The organism is Mycobacterium sp., from assembly GCF_051006775.1.
GTDB lineage: Bacteria > Actinomycetota > Actinomycetes > Mycobacteriales > Mycobacteriaceae > Mycobacterium.
Genome location: NZ_JBPCSX010000208.1, coordinates 1 through 2,516, shown reverse-complemented (window position 1 = coordinate 2,516; position 2,516 = coordinate 1). Strand labels below are relative to the sequence as shown.

Here is a 2,516-nt window from a genome sequence, read left to right as displayed (position 1 = left end):
TTCTGGTCGCTGACCACCCAGGAGGACATCCGCTACGCCAGCCGGCATCCGGAGATCTTCTCCTCCGCCGAGGGCATCACCATGGAGGACTTCGCCCCGGAAGCCCGCGAGGTGGCGCAGTCGTTCATCGCCATGGACGCCCCCCGGCACGCCCAGTTGCGCGGTATCACCATGGACGCGTTCAAACCCAAGAACATGCGCCGGCTGGAGGACTGGATCCGCGGCCACGCCCGCGATCTGGTCAGCGAGATGGCCCACCTCGGCGAGGGCGACTTCGTCGAACTGGTGTCGGTCAAGCTGCCCGCCCGGATCTTCGGCAGCTTCTTCGGCTTGCCGGAGGGCGAAACCCGGGACAGGGCCACCAATGCCGCCCAGCGGCTGCTGGGCTGGACCGACCCGAACGTGCGCGGCGAGCAGAGCGAGCTGGAGCTGTTCATGGGTGCGGTGATGGACCTGCACGCGGTAGCCAGCGAGCTGATCCCGGAGCGCCGGGCCAACCCGGGTGAGGATCTGTTCACCTGGATGGTGCAGGCGGAGTTCGACGGCAAGAAGATGACCGACGACGAGCTGCGGTCCTTCTTCGTGCTGCTCGCCGTCGCCGCCAACGACACCACCCGGCACGCCTCGGCGCACGCCATCTACACCCTCTCCCGTTTCCCGGATCAGAGGGCGCTGCTGATCGAGGACATCCCGGGCCGCATCGACACCGCCGTCGAGGAGGTGCTGCGCTGGTCCTCGCCGCTGCTGCACATGCGCCGCACCGCGACCCAGGACGTGACGGTGAACGGCTCACAGATCAAGGCCGGCGACAAGGTTGTGCTCTGGTACATCTCCGGCAACCGCGACGAGGCAGTCTTCGAGGATCCGTTCACCTTCGACATCTTGCGCAACCCGAACCCGCACATCGCCTTCGGCGGCGGCGGTCCGCACTTCTGCCTGGGCGCCGCACTTGCCCGCACCATGCTGCGCGCCCTGCTGACCGAGGTCTACACCCGGATTCCGGACATCTGCGCACCGGAGCCGGAGTTCGCGATCGCGAACTTCATCAACGGCATCAACCGCCTCCCGGCAACCTGGACTCCGGAGAAGAAGGGCTGAGAGCGTCGCGTTTCACCCGCCATCGGCGGACTCCGGCAACTATTGTTGACTTGTGGGTCCGCGCGGGTGGACCGTGAAGGAGATGAACGACATGCGTATTCCGGAGACCAAGCGCACCGGTGGCTGCACCTGCCGTTGCAACGCCTGCAAGAGCCAGGCCCACTGCAAGAACATCGGCAGCGGCTGCAAGATCAAGCTCTGACGGCATTCACCGACACGTGCGGCCCCGGGAACCATCTCCGGGGCCGCACGTGTTTTTGTTCAGATCGACAGCGCGATGCCGTCCAGGATGTCGTGCTCGCTGACGATCAGTTCGGTGATTCCGGCCCGCGCGGACAACTCCGCGGCGAGTTCCTGAACGACGATCGCACCACCGCCGATGACGTCGACCCGGCCCTCATGCATCGGACCGAGCGCGGCACGCTGTTCGCGGGTCATCGTGAGCAGCTCATCACAGACGCCCAGCACATCGGGCAGCGGCACCCGGGACAGGTGGATGACCTCGGAGTCGTAGACCGGTAACCGGTGCGCCAGCGCGACGATGGTGGTGAACGTCCCGGCCAGACCGACCCAGGTGTGCGCCTGTTCCACCGGCACCACCGCCAGCGCCTCCGCCAGCCTGGCCCGCACGACGTCGCGGGCCTCGGCCACTTCGACGGCGGTCGGCGGATCCGAATGCAGACACCTCTCGGTCATCCGGACGCAGCCGATGTCGGCTGAAAACGAGGCCCGCACACCGGAGTCGTCGCCCAGCACCACTTCGGTGGATCCGCCACCGAGATCGACCACCACGAAAGGCCCAGCGGCGGAATCCAGTTCACCCACCGCCCCGTTGAAGGACAGTCGTGCCTCTTCGGATCCGGTGATCACCTCGGCGACCGCGCCGGGCACCACCGAGCCGAGGATGGTCGCGGTCATGGTGAAGAAGTCATCACGATTGGCGGCGTCGCGGGTGGCCGATGTCGCGACCATCCGCACCTTGGTGACCTCGAATCGGCGTAGCAAGTCGGCGTAGTCGGCCAGCGCGGCCCGGGTGCGGTCGAGGGCATCGGGGGCGAACTCCCCTGTCGCGTCGACCCCCTGACCGAGTCGGACGATGCGCATCTCGCGGTGCAGATCGTGCAGGCGGCCATCAGACCGGTCGGCGATGAGCAACCGGATCGAGTTCGTGCCGCAGTCGATCGCCGCCACCCGATTCACGTCCACTCCTCCTTCGACAGGATCCCGGCCATCCCGGGCTCGCCGGCAATCATCGCCAGCGCCTCGTCGCCGAACGGATTGACCCCGCGGCCCTTGGCCAGTGCATGGGCCATCAGCACATGCAGGCATTTGACCCGGTCCGGCATGCCGCCGCCGGAAAACGTCGTGCCCAGCGCCTCGACAGCGTCGCGTTCGGCCAGATAGGACTCGTGTGCCCG

At 67.1% G+C, this 2,516-nt stretch carries 4 protein-coding genes; 2 read left to right on the top strand and 2 right to left on the bottom strand.

Annotated features, from left to right (window positions below):
- Both ACR2JI_RS14705 and ACR2JI_RS14700 read left to right on the top strand, forming a co-directional pair.
- On the top strand, nt 1-1,098 hold a 1,098-nt coding region (locus tag ACR2JI_RS14705), incomplete at its 5' end, for a cytochrome P450 (RefSeq protein WP_526391213.1).
- A gap of 82 nt (nt 1,099-1,180) precedes the next feature.
- Nucleotides 1,181-1,300, top strand: a complete 120-nt coding sequence (locus ACR2JI_RS14700; RefSeq protein WP_526391211.1) for a calcium-binding protein — start codon at nt 1,181-1,183, stop codon at nt 1,298-1,300.
- Nucleotides 1,301-1,359: 59 nt separating this feature from the next.
- Here ACR2JI_RS14700 and ACR2JI_RS14695 read toward each other — a convergent pair whose 3' ends face one another.
- Together ACR2JI_RS14695 and ACR2JI_RS14690 are read right to left on the bottom strand one after the other, a co-directional pair.
- Entirely contained in the window at nt 1,360-2,298 is a 939-nt protein-coding gene (locus tag ACR2JI_RS14695) for a Ppx/GppA phosphatase family protein (RefSeq protein ID WP_526391209.1), read from the bottom strand.
- Nucleotides 2,295-2,516, bottom strand: a 222-nt coding sequence (locus ACR2JI_RS14690) for a DUF501 domain-containing protein (RefSeq protein ID WP_526391207.1), incomplete at its 5' end; no start/stop codon positions are given. The genes ACR2JI_RS14690 and ACR2JI_RS14695, both read right to left, overlap by 4 nt.